General features: G+C 60.6%; 17 protein-coding genes. 16 read left to right on the plus strand and 1 reads right to left on the minus strand.

All coding sequences use genetic code 11. The annotated features are described in order from the left end of the window. Window positions 1–388: 388 nt before the first annotated feature. Window positions 389–2446: a TonB-dependent siderophore receptor gene (locus tag ACQKEN_RS13705; protein WP_427686343.1), complete on the minus strand. Its 2058-nt coding sequence runs from the start codon at window positions 2444–2446 to the stop codon at window positions 389–391. 317 nt (window positions 2447–2763) lie between these two features. Between ACQKEN_RS13705 and ACQKEN_RS13710 the strand changes: the two genes are divergently transcribed. The 16 genes from ACQKEN_RS13710 to ACQKEN_RS13785 all read left to right on the plus strand — a co-directional run bounded on the left by ACQKEN_RS13710 (window position 2764) and on the right by ACQKEN_RS13785 (window position 23792). Then, a complete protein-coding gene (locus ACQKEN_RS13710) occupies window positions 2764–3168 on the plus strand; it encodes an antitoxin Xre-like helix-turn-helix domain-containing protein (protein WP_192175123.1) in 405 nt (134 codons plus the stop codon). Continuing rightward, window positions 3162–3854, plus strand: coding sequence for an RES family NAD+ phosphorylase (locus ACQKEN_RS13715; RefSeq protein WP_427686181.1), 693 nt, complete (start codon window positions 3162–3164; stop codon window positions 3852–3854). Before ACQKEN_RS13710 ends, ACQKEN_RS13715 begins: the two co-directional genes overlap by 7 nt. A gap of 108 nt (window positions 3855–3962) precedes the next feature. Continuing rightward, complete coding sequence (locus ACQKEN_RS13720) at window positions 3963–4718, plus strand: DUF72 domain-containing protein (RefSeq protein ID WP_427686183.1); 756 nt, start codon at window positions 3963–3965, stop codon at window positions 4716–4718. A 163-nt stretch (window positions 4719–4881) separates the two neighbouring features. After that, entirely contained in the window at window positions 4882–6006 is a 1125-nt protein-coding gene (locus ACQKEN_RS13725; protein ID WP_427686185.1) for a diguanylate cyclase, read from the plus strand. A 142-nt stretch (window positions 6007–6148) separates the two neighbouring features. Then, on the plus strand, window positions 6149–7774 hold the full coding sequence (locus tag ACQKEN_RS13730) for an NADP-dependent glyceraldehyde-3-phosphate dehydrogenase (RefSeq protein WP_427686187.1): 1626 nt from the start codon (window positions 6149–6151) through the stop codon (window positions 7772–7774). 387 nt (window positions 7775–8161) lie between these two features. Then, window positions 8162–8665, plus strand: a complete 504-nt coding sequence (tssB, locus tag ACQKEN_RS13735) for a type VI secretion system contractile sheath small subunit (RefSeq protein ID WP_427686189.1) — start codon at window positions 8162–8164, stop codon at window positions 8663–8665. Window positions 8666–8696: 31 nt separating this feature from the next. Beyond that, a complete protein-coding gene (gene tssC, locus ACQKEN_RS13740) occupies window positions 8697–10235 on the plus strand; it encodes a type VI secretion system contractile sheath large subunit (protein WP_427686191.1) in 1539 nt (512 codons plus the stop codon). Between the two features lie 23 nt (window positions 10236–10258). Continuing rightward, the gene (tssK, locus tag ACQKEN_RS13745; RefSeq protein ID WP_427686193.1) at window positions 10259–11614 is read left to right on the plus strand and encodes a type VI secretion system baseplate subunit TssK; all 1356 of its coding nucleotides are present in this window, start codon (window positions 10259–10261) and stop codon (window positions 11612–11614) included. 8 nt (window positions 11615–11622) lie between these two features. Further along, window positions 11623–12294 carry a type VI secretion system protein TssL, short form gene (gene tssL, locus ACQKEN_RS13750; protein ID WP_427686195.1) on the plus strand — a complete coding sequence of 224 codons (672 nt, stop codon included), beginning with the start codon at window positions 11623–11625 and terminating at the stop codon, window positions 12292–12294. 7 nt (window positions 12295–12301) lie between these two features. Next, the gene (locus ACQKEN_RS13755) at window positions 12302–14083 is read left to right on the plus strand and encodes an OmpA family protein (protein ID WP_427686197.1); all 1782 of its coding nucleotides are present in this window, start codon (window positions 12302–12304) and stop codon (window positions 14081–14083) included. 19 nt (window positions 14084–14102) lie between these two features. Next, window positions 14103–14594, plus strand: a complete 492-nt coding sequence (locus tag ACQKEN_RS13760; RefSeq protein ID WP_065991578.1) for an Hcp family type VI secretion system effector — start codon at window positions 14103–14105, stop codon at window positions 14592–14594. 194 nt (window positions 14595–14788) lie between these two features. Beyond that, entirely contained in the window at window positions 14789–17431 is a 2643-nt protein-coding gene (gene tssH, locus ACQKEN_RS13765; protein WP_427686199.1) for a type VI secretion system ATPase TssH, read from the plus strand. Further along, window positions 17431–19965: a type VI secretion system Vgr family protein gene (locus tag ACQKEN_RS13770; RefSeq protein ID WP_427686201.1), complete on the plus strand. Its 2535-nt coding sequence runs from the start codon at window positions 17431–17433 to the stop codon at window positions 19963–19965. Before tssH ends, ACQKEN_RS13770 begins: the two co-directional genes overlap by 1 nt. A gap of 135 nt (window positions 19966–20100) precedes the next feature. Further along, entirely contained in the window at window positions 20101–22131 is a 2031-nt protein-coding gene (locus ACQKEN_RS13775; RefSeq protein ID WP_427686203.1) for a lipase family protein, read from the plus strand. A 1-nt stretch (window position 22132) separates the two neighbouring features. After that, a complete protein-coding gene (locus tag ACQKEN_RS13780) occupies window positions 22133–22927 on the plus strand; it encodes a hypothetical protein (RefSeq protein ID WP_427686205.1) in 795 nt (264 codons plus the stop codon). 40 nt (window positions 22928–22967) lie between these two features. After that, window positions 22968–23792 (plus strand): hypothetical protein, encoded by an 825-nt coding sequence (locus tag ACQKEN_RS13785; RefSeq protein WP_427686207.1) that lies wholly within the window; start codon window positions 22968–22970, stop codon window positions 23790–23792. Window positions 23793–23795: the final 3 nt, after the last annotated feature.

The following is a 23795-nucleotide window of genomic DNA, read 5'->3' on the forward strand; positions in this document are numbered from 1 at the left end:
CGCTTGCCCGCGAATGCGGTGTGTCAGCTGGCAGCGATGTTGAATGTGCCGACGCCTTCGCGGGCAAGCGCGCTCCTACAGGGGCCGGTGCTGGCCGCGCTATTTCTCATGCGCCCAGCACGGGGCAACGGCGCGGATGGTAGAGCGTCTTTGGCTGATACCTTGGCAGACGTCAGGTTCGCGCTCGACCGCAATCAGTGTAGGAGCGCGCTTGCCCGCGAATGCGGTGTGTCAGTTGGCAGCGATGTTGAATGTGCCGAAGCCTTCGCGGTGTGTCGGTCGGCAGCGATGTTGAATGTGCCGACGCCTTCGCGGGCAAGCGCGCTCCTACAGGGGCCGGTGCTGGCCGCACTATTGTTCATGCGGCCAGCGTGGAAACCGGCCCGGATCAATAGCGCCAGGTCAGCGACGCCGTCAGGTTGCGCGGTGCGCCGTAGTTGCTGGCCGTGCCGCTGTACAGCGAGGTCAGGTACTTGCGGTCGGTGACGTTGTTGAAGTTCAGCGCCGTGCTCCAGTTGCTGTCGATGTCGTAGCTGGTCATCAGGTCGACCAGCGCGTAGGCGTTCTGGCGGATGACGCTGTAGTTGTCGTTCTGAATCCCGCTCTGCCAGCTGACCCGGGTGCCGATCCTGGCTTGGGGCAGGCCGGGCAGTCGGTAGCTGGCCATGCCGCGAAACGCGTGGGTCGGCACATAGCGGCGGGCCTTGTCGCCATCGTCGTTTTCGATGTGTACGTAGGTGTAACCCGCCAGCAGGTCAAGGCCAGGCAGGGCTTCGCCGGACGCTTCCAGTTCGATGCCGTGACTTTTGTAATCATCAGTGAAATAGCGGAACTGCGAGCCCACTTCAATGAAGTCCGCCGACTGAACGTTGCTCTGCTTGGTCTTGAACACGGCGGCGGTGAGGTTCAGGCGATCATCCATCACGCTGCCTTTGATGCCGGCTTCCAGGCTCTTGCCTTCCAGCGGTGCGAGCACTTTGCCGTCGACGCCGACCGTGCCGTACTGCGGATTGAAAATCTGCGTCCAGCTGGTGTACACGCTCCACTGCGGGGTCAGGTCGTAGACCAGGCCAGTGTACGGCGTGACTTTGCCGTGCTCGCGCTGTGAGTGATCGGTGCCATAACTCTCGCCCGTGCCGTCGGCGCTGAGCATGCGCGCACCGGCGATCCAGTGCAGGTCGTCCGCCAGGCTGAAGCGCGCGCCAGCGAACAGGCTCTTCTGCCGGTCCTCGAAGTTCTGCGTGTTGGTGATGTCACTGGTGTAGTCAAACTGCGGCGAAGGGGTATTGCCGGCAAGAATGCCCGCGAACGAGGTGTCGAAGTAGGTGCCCCCGCCAGCGTCGTATTCCCGGGCTTTCTGGTGCGTACGGCCGTAGGCGGCGCCGAAGGTCAGCTCATGGTCGCGGCCGAACAGGCTGAACGGCCCGGAGACTTTTGCTTCGCCCAGCAACTGGTGCGCCTTGCTGGAGGTATCAGCGGCGAACACCGACGCGTCGTCACCGGTGACACTCGAGACGTACAGCATGTTGGTGTCCTGGTATTCGGTAATACCTGTACCGGTCACCGTGGCGTTCCAGCCATTGCCGAAGTCATGCTTCCATTCGGCAAACGCCCGCTGGGTGTGCATGTTCCAGTAGGTCCACGGCTGGCCGACGTTGGACGAGCGGCTGCTGTAATGGATCGGGTTGTTATTGATGTCGACCAGCGGCAGGTTGCCCCAGGTGCTGCCGTTGGAATCGCTGTTGTGTTGGGTGAAGCCCACGGTCAGGGTGTCGGCATCGGACAGGTCGAACGCCAGCAGGCCGGCGGCGACGTTCTTCTCGTGGCTGTAACGGTCCATCCACGAATTGCCCTTGTCGTGGGCATAGATGAAGCGGCCGCGCACGTTGCCGCTGTCAGTCAACGGCCCCGACACGTCGACATCAATGCGCCGGCTGTCCCACGAACCCACGCTGGTGTCGATCTGCGCCTGGAAATCCCGGGTCGGTCGCTTGCGGATGAAGTTGACGGTGGCCGACGGATTGCCCGTGCCGCTCATCAAACCGTTGGCGCCGTGGAGCACGTCGATCTGCTCGAACTCGGCCATGTCCAGGTCACCGATCATGATCGTCTGGGCGAAGGGCATGCCCATGCCGTCGTACTCGAAACTGCCGATGTCGAACCCGCGGGAGGTGAACTCCGTGCGATCGCTTTCGCTTTGCTCGACAGTCACCGACGGCGCCGAGCGCAGGGCGTCCTTGACCCCGTTCATTTTGAAATCGTTCATCTGCGCGCGGGTGATGGTGGTGATCGCCTGGGGCGTCTGCTTGTTGGTTAGCCCCAGCTTGGTGGTGCTCGAAGACGGCTTGCCCTGATAGCCCACGCTTTGCCCGTCATCCTGTGTAGAGGTGTCCTGGATCTGCATCGCCGGCAGCGTGACGTCGTCTGCTGCATTGGCGGCAGACATGGCGGTGACGACACCGGCCAGAAGAAAGGAGGCGGGGAGGCGAGGGATCACAATGGACATTCCTGAAGGCGCGGAGGGAGCGCGATTCTGAATCAAGATGCGAATCATTACCAGATGTGACTAATGTAAATTTTCACATTTTTTTCACGTTCGGAGGCTCTGGAACGAACCTCTTGGGGTCGTGTGTTTCAGCGGGCTGAATAGAACGTGGCACGCCCACAATCACTCCTGGTGAAACTTGACATTGCATCCATGGACGCAATTGAATTAATGTTGCGTCCATAGATATTAATCTGCAGCCATCAAGAGGTATGCCCATGACCACCGCCATTCCAGCGCGGCAACTTTCCAAATCCGAGTGCGTGGTCGGTTTGCGGGCGGCGTTGCGGGTGCTGGACAAGTGGAAGGCCACCAGCGAGCAGGCCTGTCAGATTCTGCGCATTTCCCGAAGCACGTACACCCGCGCCCGCCAGGACGACGCGCAGTGGTCGGTGGCACTGGATCAGGACCAGATGCAGCGGGTCAGCTTCGTGCTGAACATCCACGCCGCCCTGCGAACCCTGTTTGATAATCCCGACAATGCCTACGGTTTCCCGTCGATGGAAAACCACAACGAATTCTTCAACGGCAGAAAGCCCCTGGACGTCATGGCCCAGGGCGACATGATCTCGCTGTACGAAACCTTCCGCCGCATCGACACCCTCCGGGGCGCCCAATGGTGACGGCGGACACGCTCCCCGCGCTTGCCGGTGAGACGCAGCAGGCCTATCGCCTGGTCAATTCCAAATTCCCGCCGATCGAGCTGTTCAGCGACGTCGCCGATGCCGCCGAGTTCGAGACGCTGTACCGGATCCAGGCGCTGACCAACCCGCGCCTGCAGAATGAAATCGGCCGGATCGAGCTGATTCCCCTGGCCGAAATCCCGTTCGGCATCCCCGGTTGTTCCTACGCCGTCGCGCCGTTCACCCATGTCAGTCCGGCGGGCTCGCGCTTCAGCAGCGGCGAGTTCGGCGTGCTGTATCTGGCCGATACGGTCGACACGGCCATCGCCGAGGTGCGCCACCATCAGCAGCTCTATTGGTCGCGGGTCGCGGCGCTGAAGTACGAGCGCTTCGTGTTCCGCTGCCTGAGTTGCAGCTTCAGCGAAGAGGGCAGCGTGGACGCCACCGCCATCCCGCTCTCCGATCCCGTTTACGCACCCGACCACTACGGGCAATCCCATGTGCTGGGCAAGTCCGCGAAGCAGGCCGGGATTGCCGGGCTGCGTTACCACTCGGTGCGCTCGCCGGGCAATCACTGCTGGGCACTGCTGACCCCGAGGCACGTCACGTCCATCGTGCAAAGCGCCCACTACGAAATGATCTGGAGCGGCGAGGTCATCGGAATCAACCAGATTTCCAACGCCTAGGGTTGTCGATCCCGGGCCTGAGCAAAAGACCGAACTCATCCACCGTCCCGGAAGTCACTCGATCATTGGCGATCGAGGAGCCTATAGGCTCGAAGAAGGGGAGGTGCTGTGTTTAACGATGCTGCTTTGAACGGCACTGGCAGAATTTTCGTGGGCTGTGCCGGCTGGAGCCTGGGCCGCGAGCATGCGCCAGCGTTTCCGGAGGACGGCACCCACTTGCAGCGCTACGCTCGGCAATTCAATACAGCGGAAATCAACAGCTCGTTCTACCGCCCCCATCGTCCGCAAACCTACGCCCGCTGGGCCGACTCGGTGCCGGCGGATTTCCGCTTTTCGGTAAAAATCCCCAGGTCTATTTCCCACGAACAACGCTTGCAGGACAGCGATCAGGCGCTGGACGACTTCCTCGGGCAATGTGGTGAACTGGGCGAGCGGCTGGGCTGCCTGTTGCTGCAATTGCCGCCGTCGCTGGCGTTCGAGCCACGGATAGCGGAGATGTTTTTCACCCGGTTGCGCGAGCGCTTTGCGGGGCAGGTGGTCATTGAGCCGCGCCATGAAAGCTGGGTGCAGGGCGAGCCGATGCTCGCGCACTGCCGCATCGCCCAGGCCGGGGTCGATCCGTCGAGGCTGAGCAATGACAGCCAACCATCAGGCTGGCCGGGGTTACGTTACCGGCGACTGCACGGCGCGCCGCGCATTTATCACAGCGCCTATGAAGAGGATTGTCTGATCCGTCTGGCCGCCGAGCTGAAGGCTGAATCGCAAAGCGGCGCGCCGACGTGGTGTATTTTTGACAACACTGCCAGCGGCGCCGCTACCGGGAATGCGCTGAGGCTGATCGAGCTGCTGGGTCATCCATCATGACCCTCGCCCGGAACGCCGGTTCCAGAGGGGGTGAAGCGGTGTCCGGCCACGATCTGCGAGGCTGCTTTTCGTTAGGTGTGAGTTAATTGGCGCGCGAGTTGTTAAGCGTCATAGCACGATGCCACAATCGACCCTTTTCCAGTGCCAGGGTCGGGCGAATTCGATGTACCTCCATGATTCTCAACCGGCGCGCGAGGCCCTGATACTGGCCCAAGTGCGCAACGATCGTTTGCAGTTGCTTTTCCGTCAGAGTTTTTTCTCTGTATTCGGCAGCGCGCTGGCGGCTGCGATGCTCTCGTGGATCTGCTGGGAGCGACTGGAACACTCGCTGATTCTGGGGTGGCTGGGACTGCTGGGCGCCTCGACCACCCTGCGGCTGATCATGTTGACCAGCTATTTTCGGGTGCCTGAAACCGCCCGGACCCCCGAACGCTGGGAACCCACTTACTGGGTCACGCTGGTGTTGTCGGCCGGCATCTGGGGCAGCGGCGCGCTGGCGCTGATGCAGGCCGGGGATCTGCTGATCCAGACACTGGTGCTGTTGTTCGCCGTGGGCATGTCGGTGAGTGCGGTGTCCTGTTATTCGGCGTACCGCTCGATGACCCTGGTGTCGATTGCGCTGGTGCTGATGCCGTGCTCGATCTGGCTGCTGTTGCAGCCCAACACCGCGCAACAGGGGATGGCGGTGGCGTCGCTTATCTTTGCCGGATTCGTGGTCAGCGCGACGCGCAAATTGTGCCAGGCCATGGAACGGGCCTTTCGTCTGAGTCGCGAAATGGAACATGCCCATCGCATCGCCGCCCATGCCGCGCAGACAGACGAGCTGACCGGGCTGCAAAACCGCCGTGCCTTCTTCCATCGGGCCGAAGGCGTGTACGAGACCTGTAAGCAGGCTCACCTGCCGCTCTGCGCCCTGATGCTGGACATCGACTATTTCAAACGCATCAACGACTGCCACGGCCATCAGGCGGGTGACGAGGTCTTGCGGCAGATCGGCCTTGTCATCCGTCAATCCGTGCGCGACGCAGATGTCAGCGGCCGCCTGGGCGGGGAGGAATTCGCGCTGCTGCTGGCCAACACGCCGATCGAGGCGGCCCGGGTCATTGCCGAGAGACTGCGCTCGGCCATCGCCGACATCACCTGCCAGCACGACGAAGGTGTGACCGCGAGCCTGGGCGTCGCAGCGTTGAACCACCTCGATCAGGACCTGCATGGGCTGCTGGCCCTCGCAGACAAGGCGCTGTTCCGGGCCAAGGCCTCGGGGCGCAACCAGACGGCGGTGGCGTAGGCGGGCGGTCTGGCGTGGCGGCCGATGCTGATGCCTGTCACCCGGACGTGACATGTGTCTCGACGCTTTTCATTCGGCGGCGGCTGTGGCGTAGTGTATCCAGCCTGTTTGGCACGATGACCGACTGGAAGAGGTAAATGAGATGACCCTGCAAAACCGCCTGGACAACCTGTACCCGCGCGCCGACGAGATCCCTGAGCCGTTTCGCGCAGGCCCCGCCATCGAGCAGCGCGATTACCTGGTCAATGGCGAACTGCACCAGTGGCACGGGCCATTGGCGCCGGTGTTGAGCCCGGTTTCGCTGAAGACCGATGCGGGCCTTGAGTCCGTGGTGCTGGGCAGCACGCCGCTGATGGACGCCGACACTGCGATGACTGCGCTGGACGCCGCCGTCAACGCCTACGACCGGGGCCAGGGCGCCTGGCCTACGATGCGCGTCGCCGACCGCATTCATCACGTCGAGACCTTTCTCAAGCTGATGCGAGAGCAGCGCGACGCTGTGGTCACGCTGCTGATGTGGGAAATCGGCAAGAACCTCAAGGACTCGCAGAAAGAGTTTGACCGCACTTGCGATTACATCGTCGACACCATCAACGCCCTCAAGGAACTGGACCGCCGCTCCAGCCGCTTCGAGCTGGAACAGGACACCCTCGGCCAGATTCGCCGCGTCCCGTTGGGCGTGACCCTGTGCATGGGCCCTTACAACTATCCGCTGAACGAGACCTTCACCACGCTGATTCCGGCCCTGATCATGGGCAACACCGTGGTGTTCAAGCCGGCCAAGTTCGGCGTGCTGCTGATCCGCCCGTTGCTCGAAGCGTTCCGTGACAGCTTCCCGGCCGGGGTCATCAACGTGATCTACGGCAGCGGCCGCGAGACCGTCAGCGCGCTGATGGCCAGTGGCAAGATCGACGTGTTTGCCTTCATCGGCACCAACAAGGCCGCCAGCGCCTTGAAAAAGCTCCATCCCAAACCACACCGTCTGCGCGCTGCGCTGGGCCTGGACGCGAAGAACCCGGGGATCGTGCTGCCGGATGTGAACCTGGACAACGCGGTGACGGAAGCCATTACCGGTTCTCTGTCGTTCAACGGCCAGCGTTGCACCGCGTTGAAGATCCTCTTCGTGCACGAAAACGTGGTCGGCAGTTTTCTCGAGAAGTTCGAGGAAAAACTCGCCCAGCTCAAGCCCGGCATGCCGTGGGAGCCGGGCGTCTCACTGACGCCGCTGCCTGAACCCGGCAAGACCGACTACCTGCAAGGGCTGGTGGACGACGCCGTGAGCAAGGGCGCCAAAGTGGTCAACGAAGGTGGCGGCACGACCCACGGGCAATTCTTCTACCCGGCGGTGCTGTACCCGGTCACGCCGGACATGCGCGTCTACCACGAAGAGCAGTTCGGGCCCGTGGTGCCGGTGGTCGCGTACCGCGATCTTGAAACCGTAATCGAGTACGTGCTGGATTCGGATTTCGGCCAGCAGTTGAGCATCTTCGGCAACGACTCCAAGCAGGTCGGGCGTCTGGTCGATGCGTTCGCCAATCAGGTGGGCCGGATCAACATCAACGCCCAATGCCAGCGTGGCCCTGACAGCTTCCCGTTCAACGGTCGCAAGAATTCGGCCGAGGGTACCCTGTCGGTGCACGACGCACTGCGCGTGTTCTCGATCCGCACGCTGGTGGCGACCAAGTTCCAGGAGAGCAACAAGGCGCTGATCAGCGACATCATTCATAACCGTGAGTCGACGTTCCTGACCACCGACTACATCTTCTGATTCATTTGCTCGACATAGCCGCAGGCGTGGTGCACAGCTGATGCTGTTCAACCGCCTGCGGTTTTTTTATATCTGTACTGTAAAATCCGCCACCGCTGCATTGCGCAGGCTTTTTAATTCTCCCGCTGTTCCACTGTCTGGGATTACTTTGTAGGAAAGTTTCTAGACTTCCGTAGGACAGCTCTCGACCTGTCTTTGTGGGTAGAGTTTTTATTCGTAGGGGATTAGCCTTGCCGCTTCCTGAATTCGATGAAAACTTCATCAGCCCATTCTTTGCTCACACTTGTTAAAACTTGACCGCTTGGGTCGCGGACGTTCGGCTGATAAAAAGGCCCTGCGATCTCGATATTCCCCTTTGTGACGTGTGGCATTTTCGACGGAGGAGTTATGGCTTCAAACAGCTTTCAAAATGAAGTGCCCAAAGCCCGGGTCAATATAAAACTCGATTTGCACACCGGCGGTGCGCAGAAAAAAGTCGAATTGCCGCTGAAATTGATGGTGCTCGGGGATTACAGCAATGGCCGGGAAGATCGGCCCTTGTCCGAACGTACCAAGATCAATATCAATAAAAATAATTTCGACAGTGTGCTGGCAGAATTTTCCCCTGCATTGAAACTCACCGTTGAAAACACATTCGCCGACGACGGTTCGGAGGCTTCAGTGGATTTGAATTTCGACAAGATGAAAGACTTCGAACCAGAACACGTGGCCAGACAAATACCGTCATTGCGCGCGCTGTTGGCAACCCGCAATTTGCTGCGCGATCTCAAATCAAACCTGTTGGACAACGCAACCTTCCGTCACGAGCTTGAACGCATCGTCAAGGACGAAACGCTCAGTGACGAGTTACGCGCCGAACTGGCAATGCTCGCGGCACCCCCAGAGCATTAATTACCCGGGTCTCTGATAGCAGGTATCAAACATGTCCTCGAAACACTCTTCCGCAGTATCAGGCGGTGGCACCGTTTTGTCCGAAGAAAGCACCGGCGTCTATAACACGCTGTTTTCAAAAATCAACCTCAGTCCGGTTTCGTCCCTGGGCGACATCGAAGCGTTTCAGAACAACGAAGCGCTGTCGGAGATCTCCGCCGATGAGCGCGTGACCGCCGCGGTCAGCGTGTTCCTCAACCTGCTCAAGGCCTCGTCGCGCAAGGTCCAGCGCCTCGACAAGACCCTGCTGGACGAGCACATCGCCTCGCTGGACGCGCAGATCAGCCGCCAGCTCGACGCCGTCATGCACCATCCGGACTTCCAGCGGGTCGAGTCGACATGGCGCGGCGTTAAATCGCTGATCGATCAGACGGACTTCCGGCAGAACGTGCGCATCGAGTTGCTGGACATCAGCAAGGACCATCTGGTCCAGGATTTCGAAGACGCCCCCGAGATCGCCCAGAGCGGTCTGTACATGCACACCTATACCCAGGAATACGACACCCCCGGCGGTGAACCCATTGCCGCGGCTGTTTCCAGTTACGAATTTAATCGCAGCCCCCAGGATATCGCGCTGCTTCGCAACATATCCAAAGTCGCCGCAGCGGCGCATATGCCGTTCATTGGTTCGGTGGGGCCTGCATTCTTCGGCAAGGAAACCATGGAAGAAGTGGCCGCCATCAAAGACATCGGTAATTACTTTGATCGTGCGGAATACATCAAATGGAAGTCATTCCGCGACACTGACGATTCCCGCTATATCGGTTTGACCATGCCGCGCGTGCTGGGACGGTTGCCCTATGGGCCGGACACCATTCCGGTGCGCAGCTTCAATTACGTGGAAAGTGTCAAGGGCACCGATCACAGTAAATACCTGTGGACCAATGCTTCTTTTGCCTTCGCTGCCAATATGGTGAAGAGTTTTGTTGCAAATGGCTGGTGTGTGCAGATTCGCGGGCCACAGTCCGGTGGTGCCGTGACGGATCTGCCCATTCATTTATATGACCTCGGCACCGGCAGTCAGGTGAAGATCCCGTCGGAAGTGATGATTCCGGAAACCCGGGAGTTTGAATTCGCCAACCTGGGGTTTATCCCGCTTTCGTATTACAAGAACCGCGATTACGCCTGTTTCTTCTCCGCCAATTCGACACAAAAGCCCGCGCTGTATGACACCGCCGATGCCACGGCCAACAGTCGGATCAACTCGCGCCTGCCTTATATCTTTCTGCTGTCGCGCATTGCCCATTATCTGAAATTGATTCAGCGGGAAAACATCGGCACCACCAAAGACCGGCGTCTGCTGGAACTGGAACTGAATAAGTGGATCAGCGGGCTGGTCACCGAAATGACCGATCCGGGGGATGACTTGCAGGCCTCGCATCCGCTGCGCGACGCCCGGGTAACGGTCGAGGACATCGACGATAACCCCGGCTTCTTCCGCGTGAAGTTGTACGCCGTGCCGCATTTCCAGGTGGAAGGCATGGACGTGAATCTCTCGCTGGTTTCCCAGATGCCCAAAGCCAAAACCTGACGTCGGCCATAGGTGAGCACAACATGAAAATCGACCGACCTCTCTGGGCTGCCGGGGCGCTACTGTCCCAGCAGCAATTCCAGCAGCAAGCGCGCTGGGAAGCCTGGACCAACGAATGCATCGCCCATTTGTCGCGGATTCATCCCTGGGGCGTGCAGACAGCGACCTTCGACGGTGAGGCGCTACGGCTGGGCAAGCTCAAGGCGTCCGCGCTGCGCGTGCGATTGCCGGATGGCACCTTGATCGACACCGACAGCGTTGATCGACTGCCCGCCGCGCTGGCCCTCGAACAGATTCAGCTCCACCCGGAGCAGGGCGCGACGGTGCTGTTGTGCCTGCCGCTGGAGCAGGCCAACGGTGGCAATTGTCTGTTCGAAGACGCTCGCGCTGACCGGCCGGTGCGTTACCGCCAGGATTGGCGGCAGGTGCAGGATCTGTACGGCGACGATCAACAGTCCATCGGTGTGCTTGAGCACATGCTCAGCCTGCGTCTGGCCAGCGATGACAACGCGAATTACCTGACCTGTCCGGTCGCCCGGCTGGTGCGTGACGGCCAGGGCCGCGCGTGCCTGGACGAGGCGTTTGTCCCGCCGCTGTTGAGCTTTGCCGGGCATGCAGGTTTGCAGGTCCAACTGGACAATCTGCTCACCCAACTGGCGTCCAAGCGTCAACGCTTGATGGGCATGCGCCGTGAAAGCAATCAGCGCATGGCCGACTTCGCGGTCGCCGACGTCTCGCTGTTCTGGCTGCTCAACGCGCTCAATACCTACCAGCCCGTGCTCGCCGATTTCAAGGCCAGCCCGGCGCGCCATCCCGAGCAGGTCTATCTGGAACTGGTGAAGCTGGCGGGGGCGCTGCTGACGTTCTCCCTCGAACATGACGTTGACGCTATTCCGGTCTACCGTCACGAAGCGCTGGAAACGGTGTTTGCGCCCTTGATGCAGATAATTTCGACGCTGCTGGAAGCCAGTCTGCCGTCGCGGGTGATCGCTCTGGAGCTGGAGCGGGTGCTCCCTGGTCGCTGGCAAGTGACGTTCAACGACCCGCGCCTGCGTGAGGCCGACGCCGCTGACTTTTACCTGTCGGTGCGCTGCCGCGAGGCCCCGGCGCAACTGCAGGCGCAGTTCCCGCGGCTGTGCAAGGTCGGCACGCCGGACGACGTCGATCGGTTGATCAATGCAGCCCTCGACGGCGTTCCGCTGCAGCCCCTCAGTCACGTGCCGGCGGCGATTCCGCTGCGTCTCGAAAACCAGTATTTCGCCCTCGACTTTGCCCATTCGAGCGGTCAGGCCGTGCTCGCCGAAGGGGTCTGCGCGTTCTACGTGCCAGCGACGCTGCCGGACGTGAAGCTTGAGCTGTTTGCGGTACTGCGCTCATGAGCCGGCCGATGAAGAGCCAGGCGGCTACCCAGCCCGTCAATGTCGATCAACTGCTGCAGGACAGTTACCTGCTGGTGGTCGAGTTGCGCCATGGCGCGTCCGCCCCGGACAGCGATGCATTGTGGAACCTGTGCACCCGGTACGTGGTGGAGGTCCGCGATGCCCTCAAACAAGCCGGTGTCAGCCAGCGCAGTGTCGACTTCATCAGCCACGCCCACTGTGCGCTGCTGGATGAAACCGTGCTGGTCCACGCGGATGCCAGTGCCCGCGCCAGATGGACCCATGAACCGCTGCAGGCGCATTACTTCGGACGTCATCAGGCGGGGCAGTTTCTGTACGAAGAAATGCGTGAAGTGCTGCACGAGCCGTCGGCGGACCCGAGCGTGCTGAGGGTGTACCACCGCGTCCTGATGCTGGGCTTTCTCGGTCGCTACAAGGAGCCAGACCACCCCGAGCGGCAACAGTTGATGGCCGAGTTGACCGCCCGAGTGGCGCCAGTGACCCTGGATCAGGCGTTGCCCACGTGGATCGACGCACGGGGCCGCAAGCCGTTGCCGGCCTGGCTGCGCGCGCCGCTGCTGCACCTGCTGGCGGCCGGTTTGCTGCTGGCGGGCATCTGGTGGTTGCTGGATTCGCATCTGGCGGCGCTGGTCGCCTCCCTTGTGACCGAGCGGGTGTGACGCGCCCATGACACTCAAGTTGATGCGTGCACTTGCCCTGTGGTCCGGATGCCTGGCGCTGATGGTGATCAGCGTGTTGCCGCTGAGCCCGGTCCTTCAAGCCCTGGCGGCGGCGGGCGCCCTGGGACTGGTGGTCGGGGGCTGGCTGCTGGCGGGTCGACGTTCTTCCCGTCTCGGTGATTCGCTGCGGCTGGAAGCGTTTCGGACCTTGCCGGGCAGTGAATACCGGCAGCCTGTGGTGCTGGTGTGCGGTGAGGGGGCGGCGGCGCTTTTCGCTGTTGATGCCGAGGCCGATATCGCCGGGCAAACCGTCGTACGGAAGACGGCTAGCGGGTGTTACGTCTGGGTGCCGAGCGTCGAGCGGTTGCCCGGTATAGCCACTGCGCTGCTGGCGGTCCGTCCGCAATGGCGTGGGCAGCTCAGCGTCATATTCGTCACCAATCCAGCCCAACACGCGGACAGCGCGGTGCTGGCCGGCCAGCTTCGAGCGCTGACTCATCAGCTGTCGGTGATCCGCAGGCGTGCGCAGACGTTGCCGTTGTGGGTGGTGAGCTATCAACACACCTCACCAGGGCCGCACGATGTTCGTGGGACGGGCTTGAGCCGGGAAGAGGAAAGTTCGGGCACCGAAGCCGTCTGGTTCAGTTGGGAAAATGGCGGCCCCTCCGCGTGGGTCCGGGACAACGGCACCTGCGTCAGCGTCGAGGATTGGCAAAGACAAGACGCCGCCGTCCTCACCGAACGCATGCAACTCGCCGTGCAGATGAACACCCACGCCGCATGGCTTGTTCAGTACGTCGCGCCGCACTTCGCACGCAAAGGCCGGCATCGCGCGCCGTCGCCAGTGGCCTATGCAATCTGCCAAGTGGCGCGTCTGCCTGACCCGATGCCTGGCAGCGTCTGGCAGCACTGGATACAGGCAAAAACTGCGCTGGTGCCGACCCCGTTGACCATTGACACGGGCGGTGTTTTGCCCGCGCCGGACCCTTTGCTGGAATTGCTGCCCCGACACACCGGCAACACCGCGGCGAGGCGCGCCAGTGTCATCGGTGTATGGCTGACGGTCTTCGCTGGCGTCGTCGCCATGTCGAGCTCGGCCCGGCAGAACACTTTGTTGATCCGTCAGGTGGGTGACGACCTGCGCCGCTACGCATCGATCAACGAAACCGCCCGCGAGGATCAGCAGGCCGTGGCCCTGCGCGAAGCGGCGTTCAACGTCCTGCACGATGACGCGCGGCGTCTGGATGACTACTACCGCTACGGCGAGCCTCGGTCGCTTGGCCTGGGCCTGTACCGCGCCGAACAGCTGCGTATCAGCGTCTGGCACGCCATCGGCCGTTACCGGGCACCCATCGAGACGGTGCAGGTGCCCGGGCCGGTGCGGCTGGACACGCTGTCGCTGTTCAACATCGGCAGCGCCGAACTCAAGGCGGACTCGACCCAGGTGCTGATCAACGCCCTGGTCGGCATCAAGGCCAGACCCGGCTGGTTGATCGTCGTCACCGGGCATACCGACGCCACCGGCAGCGAGGAGCAGAACCTGCGCCTGTCCCGCGACCGCGCCGCCTCGGTACGCGACTGGATGCAACGCATGGGCGGCATTCCCGGCAGTTGCTTTGCCGTGCAGGGCTTCGGCGCCAGTCAGCCGATTGCCAGCAATGACACCGAACACGGACGCAGGGCCAACCGCCGCGTCGACATCCGTCTGGTGCCGGAAGAGGGGGCCTGCGGGTCGCTTTCTGCCGGGGCCGGACCGGCTACCCCCGTCGCATTTCGCGGCACTCGATAACCCAAGCAAGGAGTTTCACATGGCAATTCCCGTTTACCTCTGGCTCAAAGATGACGGCGGCGCTGACATCAAAGGCTCGGTCAATGTGCAGTCCCGGGAAGGCAGCGTCGAAGTGGTCGCCCAGGACCACAGCGTGTACATCCCCACCGACAACAACACCGGCAAATTGACCGGCGCTCGCGTCCACACGCCGTTCCTGTTCACCAAGGAAATCGATGCCAGCAGCCCGTACCTGTACAAGGCGGTCGGCACCGGCCAGACCCTGAAAAGCGCCGAGTTCAAGTGGTACCGCATCGACGACGCGGGCCAGGAAGTCGAGTACTTCAACACCCTGCTGGAGAACGTCAAGGTCGTCCGCGTCGCGCCGAAAATGCACGACGTCAAGGACCCGGCCAAGGAGAAGCACAACCACCTGGAGATGGTCGAGCTGCGCTACGAGAAGGTCACCTGGACCTACAAGGACGGCAACATCATCCACTCCGACTCGTGGAACGAACGCCAGACCGCCTGACGCTGCAAGGCCGGCAGACAGGCAGCTGTTGCACGCCTGTCTGCCGGCTGCGGTGTGTTGGGTTGAGCGTCCGTTCGCGGGCGCTGCGCCAAGCACATCGACACGGCACGTTTCCCCAGACAGCACAGCGAGGCGTCGACCGCTCAACGGTCCCGTCGCCGCTCCTTACTCCTTCCGTTCAAGGACGATGACCCATGGCACAGAGCTCCTCCCGTTTGCTTCGCCGCCTCAACCCTTTCTGCGCCCAGGCCCTCAGCGCGGCGGCAACGCTGTGCCAGAGCCGCGGCCACGGCCACATCACCATCGAACACTGGCTGCTGAAACTGCTGGGGCAGGGCGACGGCGATCTGGTGCTGATCGGCCGGCGTTACGAGTGGGACATCGAAGCGCTGTGGACCGGCTTGCTCGACCACCTCGACCGCCTGCCGCGCAGTGTCCAGGCCAAGCCGCAGCTGTGCGACAAATTGCAGCGGCTGATCAAGAACGCCTGGGTGCACGCCTCGCTGGACGAGGACAACGAGCAACTGCGCTCGGCCCACGTCCTGGCGGCGCTGATCGAGTCTCCCGACCTCCTCGCATGCGTAGAGGCCTGGCCGTTGCTCAGCCTGAGCGAGGTGCAGCTGCGTCACTTGCTGCCGTTTCTTGACCAGCATTCCGATGAGCGCGCGGGTTCGGTACCGGGGCCGGGGCTGGATTTTGCGCCGGTTCGTGCTGCGGTGGCGATGTCTTCCGCGGATTCAGCGGCGGAAAGCCCGGTGCTGGCGAGGTTTACCCAGGACATCACCGAGAAAGCGCGCAAGGGCGAGATCGACCCCGTACTGGGCCGTGACGACGAGATTCGTCAGGTCATCGACATCTTGAGCCGTCGTCGCAAGAACAACCCGATTCTGGTGGGCGAACCCGGCGTCGGCAAAACCGCGCTGGTCGAAGGGCTGGCCCTGCGCATCGTCGAAGGCAACGTGCCCGCGAGCCTGAAACCGGTCAGCGTGCGCACGCTGGATCTAGGGCTGTTGCAAGCCGGCGCGGGAGTGAAAGGCGAGTTTGAGCAACGCCTCAAAGACGTCATCGAGGCCGTTCAGCGTGCCGAAAATCCGGTGCTGCTGTTCATCGACGAAGCCCACACGCTGATCGGCGCGGGCAATCAGGCCGGAGGCGCCGATGCCGCCAATCTGCTCAAGCCCGCCCTGGCCCGTGGCGAACTGCGCACCATCGCCGCAACCACCTGGGGCGAATACAAGCAGTATTTCGAACGTGACCCGGCCCTGGAGCGGCGCTTCCAGACGGTCAAGGTCGACGAGCCGGATGACGCCACGGCGATGATCATGCTGCGCGGGTTGAAGGCCCGCTACGCCAGCCACCACGGCGTGCACATCAAGGACGCGGCGATACAGGCGGCGGTGGTGCTGTCGCGGCGCTATCTGCCCGGCCGCCAGTTGCCGGACAAAGCCGTCGACCTGCTGGACACCGCCAGCGCCCGGGTGCGCATGAGCCTGGATTGCGAACCCCAGGCACTGATCGCGAGCAAGGCCCGGCAGTCCGCGCTGGAGCAGGAACGCCAGGCGCTACAAGACGATCAGCGCGTCAACGGACGCAACGCCGATGAGCGTCTGGCGGTCATCGCCAAGCAACTGTTATCCCTGAGCGATGAGTTGGGGCGACTGCAGGACCAGCACGCCAACGAACTCGATCTCGCGCAGACGTTGCTCGCTGCTCGTCATGCCGAGGTGTTCGATTCCGGCACCTGCGCGGCTCTGCAACTCCAGCTCAAGGCGGTCCAGGGCGATGTGCCGCTGCTGTCGCTGGACGTCGACGATCGCAGCGTCGCCCAGGTCATTGCCGACTGGACCGGCGTGCCTCTGAGTAGCCTGCTGAAAGATGAACAGGCCAGCCTGCTGGCTCTGGAGCAGTCGTTGGCGACTCGCGTCATCGGTCAGGACCGCGCGTTGACGGCAATGGCCCAGCGCCTGCGCGCCGCGAAAACCGGCCTGGCCGAAGAAGACGCGCCGCTGGGCGTGTTCCTGCTGGTCGGCAGCAGCGGCATCGGCAAAACCGAAACCGCCCTTGCGCTGGCTGACACCCTGTTTGGCGGCGAGAAATCGCTGATCACTCTGAACCTCTCCGAGTACCAGGAAGCCCACACCGTCAGCCAGCTGAAAGGCGCGCCGCCGGGTTACGTCGGCTACGGCCAGGGCGGCGTGCTCACCGAAGCGGTGCGCCAGCGACCCTACAGCGTCGTGCTGCTGGACGAAGTGGAAAAGGCCCACCGCGACGTACTCAACCTGTTTTATCAGGTCTTTGACCGGGGCTTCATGCGGGACGGCGAAGGGCGCGAAATCGACTTCCGCAACACCGTCATCGTCATGACTTCCAACCTGGGCAGCGACCTGTTGCAGGACTACCTGCTGGCGAACCCCGACGCGCTCGACGGAGACGTACACGAGCAACTGCGGCCGGTGCTGCGCGAGCACTTCCAGCCGGCGCTGCTGGCGAGGTTTCAGACGCTGGTTTACCGGCCGCTGCAGGCGCCTGCGCTCAAGCGCATCGTCGCACTCAAGCTGGGCAAAGTGGCGGAGCGGTTGCGCCGGCATTACGGCCTGGACTGCCGGATCGACGAGCGCGTGCATGACGCGCTGGTGGACGCGTGCCTGCTGCCCGACAGCGGCGCGCGGAACATCGACAGCCTGCTCAACCAGCAGATTTTGCCGGTGCTGAGTCAACAGCTTTTACAGCGCCAGGCGGCGCGATTGGTAACGCGGGGCGTGGTGCTTGGGCACTGCGAGGAGGACGGCATCACCCTTGAGTTTGTCGAGTCCCAGGCTTCGGTGGAGGGCGAATGATGAACGATTCCATCGGGGTGTTTTTCGACCACAGCCGTCACAAGCTTACCGTTCATAACCTGCCGGTGGCGCTGGATGTGCTGGCCTTTGAGGGTGAGGAACGGCTGAGTCAGCCTTTTCATTACCGCGTGGAATTTACCTCGGTTGATCGGGACATCGGCGCCGAGCGGATGCTCGGGCAGGATGCGCAGTTCAGTCTGCATGCGGCGGCCCACACGTTGCCGATGGCTATTCCTGGCTTGCCGGTGCCTTCGGTTAAACCGCTGCGCACGTTGCATGGGGTCATCACCGGCTTCAAGCGGCTGTCCGGTTCCGCTGACGAGGCGCGCTATGAAGTGACGCTGGAACCGCGCCTGGCGTTGCTGGGTCGTGGACGGCAGTTCCGGATTTATCAGCATCAGTCGGTGCCGCAGATTGTCGAGAGCATTCTGCGTACGCGCCATGACTTCCAGGGGCAGGACTTTCTGTTTTCGTTGGTGCGGGAGTACCCGACGCGCGAGCAGGTGATGCAGTACGGCGAGAGCGATCTGGCGTTTATGTCGCGCTTATTGGCCGAGGTGGGGATCTGGTACCGCTTTAGCAACAACGAGCGATTGGGTATTGAGGTCATTGAATTTCACGATGATCAGCGGCATTACCTTCGCCCGCGTGTGAGCTTGCCGCTTCGGCCGCAGTCCGGGTTGGGCAGCAGTGGCGCGGACGGGGTTTGGGGGCTGCAGGTCAGTCATGAGGTGGTGGAGCAGAGCGTTCACTTTAGGGCTTATCACCATCGGGATGCGAGTGCCTGGCTGGATGGCGACGTCGATCAGACGCGAGGTGATACCACGACTTACGGCGAGGCTTATCACTATGCCGAGCCGCACAAGGTGCTCGGCGACAAGCTGGATCAGGATGAAGATTTAGAGGGTGAAAGCGGGTTTTTCTATGCCCGGTTGCGGCATGAGCGGTATCTGAATAACCAAACTCGCCTGAGTGGCATCAGCAGCAGTGCGTCTTTGGGATTGGCCCAGGTGCTGGCGATTTCCGGTGGTGCGCCTCAGGCGTTTGAGCCGGGGGCGGTGCTCACTAGGCTACGGTTGCGTGCGGCGCGGGATCGCAGTTTTGAGTTGAGCTTTGAGGCGATTCCTTATTCCGAGAGCGTGTGTTTTCGGCCGCCGTTGCTGGCGAAACCGCAAATTGCCGGGACCGTCCCGGCGCGGGTCACCAGCTCGCTGGCCAACGATCCCTACAGCCACATCGACCGCGAAGGCCGCTACAAGGTCAGCTTTCTTTTTGACCGCGACAGTTGGGAGCTGGGTGAGGAAAGCCTGTGGTTGAGGTTGGCCCGTCCCTATGCCGGCGATACCCACGGCCTGCACTTGCCACTGATCTGCGGCACCGAAGTGGCGATTGCCTTCGAGCAAGGCGACCCGGACCGGCCCTACATCGCCCATGCGCTTCATGACAGTCGCCATCCCGACCATGTGACGCTGCTGCGCAGCGATTACAAACGCAACGTGCTGCGCACCCCGGCGAACAACAAGCTGCGCATGGAAGATGATCGCGGCAAGGAACACATCAAACTCAGCACCGAACACAGCGGCAAGAGCCAGCTGAACCTCGGGCATCTGGTCGACAACGAGAAGGATAAACGCGGCGAAGGCTTTGAGTTGCGCACGGACGGCTGGGGCGCGATTCGGGCCGGGCGCGGTGTGTTTATCAGTGCGGATGAACAGACCAGGGCCCACGGTCAGCAGCTCGATATGGACGCTGCAATCGAGCAGCTTGAAAGCGCGTTGTCGTTGGCCCGGTCCATGGCTCAAGCGGCCCGGAGTGCCCAGGCCGTTGCCGCCGACACCAGCGGCCACGAACAACTCACCACGGCCCTGACCAACCTGACCGAGCCCGGGCTTCTGCTGCATGCACCGGCCGGCATTGGCGTGGTCAGTCCCGAGGCTGTTTTGCTGTCCTCCGGCCGTGACAGCGTCGCCATCACCTCGTCACGCTCGACCAACATCAGCGCGGGACATGACATCACCGGCACCGCCGAGGGTGCGATCAGCCTGTGCGCTGTAACCAAAGGCCTCGACCTAAAAGCCGTGGATGGGGATGTGCAGCTGCACGCCTACGGTGGGGCGATGCACGCGTTGGCGAATGACCAGATAAAAATTGAAAGCCTGGCCGGCCGTGTCGAGATCAGTGCACCCGAAGAAATCGTCTTCAGCTGCGGCGGCGCGTTCATCCGCATCAAGGGCGGCGAGATCGAGCTGGGCGCGCCAGGGAACATCCATCACCGGGCCGCGTACGTGCTAAAGGGCGGTGCCACCACGCTGACCACCCCGGCAACGCCGATACCCCCGGGCTATGCCGCGGGCTACACCCTCAGCGACCCGATCAAGGGTTACGCCCCCTTCGCCCGTTACCTGATCACCACCCAGGAGGGCGAGCGGTTCCCCGGCGTGACCGATAAGGACGGCAAGACCATTCCGGTCCACACGCTGTTGCCCGGGAAGGTGGTGATCGAGTTCCCCAATGACAAGCACGATGAGCAGTGACCACCGCTCAGAGGCCCCATCGCCCGGATGGTTTGCGATCTGCATCGCAACGGCTACCGACACTACGCCTGCCGCCAAGCAATCGGCCGCAACGATTTATCACCGCAGCAAATCTTCAATCAGGAAGGACCCGGCATGAAAGACAGACAGCACCAGACGGACATCTTTTGCACCTACAAGCCTGTGGCTATCGGCCCGCAGAAAACCCATTGGGTTGAATTTCAACTGGTGGACGAACTCGGCGAGCCGCTGGCTAATCTGCCATGGCGGGCGACCAATCAGGCAGTGCGGGATGGCTGCGTTGCTGAGTACTCGGGGAGCACCGATGCCGAGGGTGTCATTCGACTTGAAGACCTTCACCCGATCGACGTAACACTGCTGATGCCGGCGGCGCCGTTGGCTGAAGTCCTGCAACAGCGGCGGTTGCGGGCTGTGCGCCCGGAGCCCGAGCGGCCAGGTGCAAGTGACAGCAAGCCTCTGTACGGAAAGCAGCGTCCCGGGTTTTCCCCGGTGGAAAAACAGGCACTTGAGCAGGGGCATGCCTATCACTACCTGCGAATAGGACAGTTGTGTGATGAGCTGCCGGCGTTCAATCCGCCCTGGCCAGAGCTGGATCCGCCGCCGGCTTATCATTTTCCGGACGCTGAGTTTTCAGGGTTTACGGTGCAATACGAAGCGCTGAACTGCCGGCATGTGTTGGAAGTTTGCCCGCTGCGTGCATGGTCGTTGGTGTTGCATGATGAGCAGAAGTACAGCCTCGCGAATGCCTACAACCTGGGACTGATGAGCATCTTGTCGTACAGCAACCGCGCGGAGAATTTGTACGGGTCACCTGAGTATTTTTTTGCCGAGCAGTGCCTTGATCTGTCGAGAACTCCCAGGGTTTGGGACGGGGGGAAGAACTGGCCCTGTCTGGTCACCGACGTTTCATTCAATGACCGATACGCCTCCTGCGTAAAGATGAACACCGCGACGGCAGTGCCTCCCCATGGTGATACCCAACTTTTTTCAGTCGTAAACGCCACTCAAGTGCTGGTGGCATGGCGCGGCACCGACTTTGACCGCCTCCATGCACCTGATCTTGCTACAGACCTAACCTTCCGTCCTGTCCTGCCTGAGGTGAAAGCCGGCTGTGCGCCATCGATACCCTGCGTAGATATAGCGCTTGAAGGTCGGGTGCACTTAGGATTTCAGGAGGCTTTCAAGGCTGTGCAGGCCGTCTATGGTCGCCGGTTCGAGAAGGAACTCCCTTACAGCACCATTGGTAAGCAGCTTTTCATCTGTGGCCATAGTCTTGGCGGTGCGCTGGGGTTGATTCACGCAGCATCGCTCAGGGCTCACAACCCGCTTCTTTACACTTACGGCATGCCGCGCACCTTCACCCTGGCCGCGTTAAAGGCGTTGAGCGAGATTCGTCATTTTCGTCACGTCAATGACACCGACACTATACCCAGCGTGCCGCCTGAGGCAGATCTGGATAACCATCTCTATAGGCTTTACGGTCCTTTAGGCACGACGTTAGGTTTCGCTTGGTCGATGGGTCAGGCCCTCGCAACTAATGTGATCGAATTCGGTGATTCATACGGCCATCATGGCGAACTTGCCATGTTTTATCGTGTAGAACAGCACATTCAGAGCCGTGGCTCTTCCTACCCTGCATATCGGAATAAGGATGGTCTCGGCGCGCCGTACTACAACACCATAAAGACCCGATTGCCCGTGCGGTCAAACCTGTACCTCGTGCCGAGTATTAATAAAACGTTAAGTGAGAAAAGCGGAAAACTACAACACCTGTTCATAAGCAGCCTTGACAAGAAAACGCTAGAGCGAATATTCCCACGCTACAAAAACCCCAAGCCGGGAGGGTTGCTAGGTATTGGGAATCACATGATGGGCGAATATATGGCACACATAACCCATCGACTACTCACAGCCATCGAACCTGATCGGAAGCCGCCGCTTGATGCACAGGACGAGATCAAGCGCTTCGCGGAACAGATGACAAAGCATGGCGGCACCTCGCCGAAAGATGAATATGAGCGGAATGACCTGTTTCTTAAAATGCATAAGCAACTAGAAGCGGCATTGGAGGCAACAGTTCAGTCGGAGGGTGGGGTTGAAGCGCTGCAGCGGCTTGGCGCAGTTACAAAGTCGTCGGGAGTTTGAGATGAGCAAAGAAAGTTTGTGTATGAGAGCATTGCTGCTTTCTATTGCGACGGTCATCTCCACTAGTGGTTGCGCAAAAGACTACAGCATGGCTCCACGGCCAGATGGTGAAAAGGTTACTCTCACGATGAAGGTTTCTGATGAGCTGGAGCCGGATCCAGTAAGTGTGATGTACCGCTCAGCTATCTGCCAAAGTGTGTTCCGTGACGGAGATGAGCGGCCTGAAACGCTAGATGGACACAAAGGATATGAGGTGAGACCCCTGCCACAGGCAGATAGTGGTCTGTACAAAACTGAGCTCTATATAGATGGTGGTGGTCCATGCGACTGGCGTCTGAGCAGTGTGGTATTCGGCATCAATTATCGAGCGCCAAATCGCTTTGGAAAAGACGTGGCATCAGGCACAGGCGGTACAGTTATTGTTCGGTTCGATGAAAACAACCCACCTCTCAGCGTCGGGCGGGCTAGGGATGTAACGGGCTCGGACCTAAGAATCGTTACAGATTACTATCCATGGGTGAACGAGAATTTTATAGGCGGGTACACGAAGCGGGCGAGTCTTTCGGGCGAAGGTCGCGGTTATCTAACATATAAAGCTCACCAGGCGCGGAATATATATTTTGAGCCGGTACTGCATTCAGACTTTGTAGTAACATCCGTGTCGCCAAAGAAACAAGTAATCGGAGATTTCATAAGGTTTTACTACCCCGATGGAACAATAGAATCCAATGGGCAGTCGATGCCAGATTTTAAGAAAATGCAAAAGATTCGCTTGTCGGCTGAAGCAAAAAAATGAAGTCGTTGGCTGCGCTGAAGAGTGTGCACGGGAGCATTAGGTGATTGACGTGAAATCAAATCGAAAAATTCCATTTCTGTGCTTTGTATTGCTCACCTTCCTCTGCGGCTGCGCAAAAGACTTCAGCATCTCCCCTCAGCCTGATGGCGAAAAAGTCACGATTACTATCAAGCCGCCTGATGAGCTAGAGCCAGAGGTCATGCGCGTGATGTATCGGTCAGCTAAATGCCCGCGGATTACTCACGACGGAGACGGTCGTCCCGAAACAATTGAAGGGTACAGCGCCTTCGAAGTCTCGCTACATCGCAATGGGGCTGACAATCTCTATCGGACTGATCTTTTTGTAGATGGAGGTGGCGCATGCGAATGGCGTTTGAGCAATGTTGTATTTGGTGTGACGTACCGCGTGCCCAACTCATTTGGAGAAAACGTGCTCACTGGGGCGGGAGGAGAGATAGTTGTTGTGTTCGATCACAATGATCCGCAACTTCGATTGCCGGGCGCTAGAACAGTCCTTGGACGCGATCTGAAAATTTCAAAAGATTACTACCCTTGGGTAAACGAGAGATTTAGCGGCGGGTACGTAAAGCGCGCGAGTCTTTGTGCTGAGAATGGCGGGGATATAACATACATCGCTCGCGAGGCACGAAATATAGATTTCGAGCCTGTGCTGCACCCGGACTATGTGGTGACTTCAATAGCACCCAGGAAACATGCTTTTGGTGAATACATAAAGTTTTACTACCCGGACGGGACCGTTGAATCCGATGGAAGATCGGTGCCAAACTTTAGGAAGATGCAAAAAATACGCATGACGGCAGATGCACAAGAATCAAGTCAATCGCTGCCCCACCTCCTGCGCTGAGAA

The sequence above is a fragment of the Pseudomonas sp. NPDC078416 genome, from assembly GCF_050268485.1.
Classification (GTDB): domain Bacteria; phylum Pseudomonadota; class Gammaproteobacteria; order Pseudomonadales; family Pseudomonadaceae; genus Aquipseudomonas.

What these genes read in the sequence shown, in the direction of transcription:
- tssL (WP_427686195.1), top strand. Translation starts at nt 11,623, where the DNA reads ATGAAGAGCCAGGCGGCTACCCAGCCCGTCAATGTCGATCAACTGCTG.
- ACQKEN_RS13730 (WP_427686187.1), top strand. Translation starts at nt 6,149, where the DNA reads ATGACCCTGCAAAACCGCCTGGACAACCTGTACCCGCGCGCCGACGAG.
- tssB (WP_427686189.1), top strand. Translation starts at nt 8,162, where the DNA reads ATGGCTTCAAACAGCTTTCAAAATGAAGTGCCCAAAGCCCGGGTCAAT.
- ACQKEN_RS13780 (WP_427686205.1), top strand. Translation starts at nt 22,133, where the DNA reads ATGAGCAAAGAAAGTTTGTGTATGAGAGCATTGCTGCTTTCTATTGCG.
- ACQKEN_RS13770 (WP_427686201.1), top strand. Translation starts at nt 17,431, where the DNA reads ATGAACGATTCCATCGGGGTGTTTTTCGACCACAGCCGTCACAAGCTT.
- tssH (WP_427686199.1), top strand. Translation starts at nt 14,789, where the DNA reads ATGGCACAGAGCTCCTCCCGTTTGCTTCGCCGCCTCAACCCTTTCTGC.
- ACQKEN_RS13755 (WP_427686197.1), top strand. Translation starts at nt 12,302, where the DNA reads ATGACACTCAAGTTGATGCGTGCACTTGCCCTGTGGTCCGGATGCCTG.
- tssK (WP_427686193.1), top strand. Translation starts at nt 10,259, where the DNA reads ATGAAAATCGACCGACCTCTCTGGGCTGCCGGGGCGCTACTGTCCCAG.
- ACQKEN_RS13775 (WP_427686203.1), top strand. Translation starts at nt 20,101, where the DNA reads ATGAAAGACAGACAGCACCAGACGGACATCTTTTGCACCTACAAGCCT.
- tssC (WP_427686191.1), top strand. Translation starts at nt 8,697, where the DNA reads ATGTCCTCGAAACACTCTTCCGCAGTATCAGGCGGTGGCACCGTTTTG.
- ACQKEN_RS13725 (WP_427686185.1), top strand. Translation starts at nt 4,882, where the DNA reads ATGTACCTCCATGATTCTCAACCGGCGCGCGAGGCCCTGATACTGGCC.
- ACQKEN_RS13715 (WP_427686181.1), top strand. Translation starts at nt 3,162, where the DNA reads ATGGTGACGGCGGACACGCTCCCCGCGCTTGCCGGTGAGACGCAGCAG.
- ACQKEN_RS13710 (WP_192175123.1), top strand. Translation starts at nt 2,764, where the DNA reads ATGACCACCGCCATTCCAGCGCGGCAACTTTCCAAATCCGAGTGCGTG.
- ACQKEN_RS13705 (WP_427686343.1), bottom strand. Translation starts at nt 2,446, where the DNA reads ATGTCTGCCGCCAATGCAGCAGACGACGTCACGCTGCCGGCGATGCAG.
- ACQKEN_RS13760 (WP_065991578.1), top strand. Translation starts at nt 14,103, where the DNA reads ATGGCAATTCCCGTTTACCTCTGGCTCAAAGATGACGGCGGCGCTGAC.